Origin of the sequence: Aliikangiella sp. G2MR2-5, assembly GCF_015687155.1 — a bacterium.
Taxonomy (GTDB): domain Bacteria; phylum Pseudomonadota; class Gammaproteobacteria; order Enterobacterales; family Kangiellaceae; genus Aliikangiella.
Genome location: NZ_JADPQF010000028.1, coordinates 1 through 554, shown reverse-complemented (window position 1 = coordinate 554; position 554 = coordinate 1). Strand labels below are relative to the sequence as shown.

Here is a 554-nt window from a genome sequence, read left to right as displayed (position 1 = left end):
TTACTTGTGGTTAACTCTGGTCGATTCCAATAGCCCCTGGCAACACCTGCACCACCGATATAAAGTTCTCCAATACTTCCTGTAGGAACTGGCTGCATTGATTCATTAAGTACATAAGAGCGAGCATTGGCAACAACCTTTCCGATAGGGATATTGCTATTTGATAGTCTGGATAGACACTGATATTGATGGCTGGTAATCGTTGTCTCGGTAGGGCCATAGGCATTGACTAATTTTGATCCGTAGCGCTCATATAACTGGTGTTCAGTTCTTTCGCCTCCAGAGACAACCCTTTTAACACTGTCGTGACTTTCTATATCCAGTACTTTTAACAAACTGGATGGAGCATCAATATGAGTAATCGCCTGACTCTCGACTAAATGATTAATCTGGATTGATGATAAAGATTCTTGTTCAGAGGCAACAATTAAAGTCCCGCCCGTTAATATCGCCATCATGATTACTTCTACGGATGCATCAAATACATAGTTCGACAATAGTAAGAAACGCTCACTATTATCTAATGCGAGGACAATACGGTTATGTTCAACCAA

The 554-nt window shown here is 41.0% G+C and carries 1 protein-coding gene; it reads right to left on the bottom strand.

What is annotated here, in order from left to right; translation table 11 throughout:
• Positions 1–554 (bottom strand): AMP-binding protein (locus IYN84_RS20875; RefSeq protein ID WP_196141223.1); only part of this gene is annotated, 554 nt, incomplete at both ends.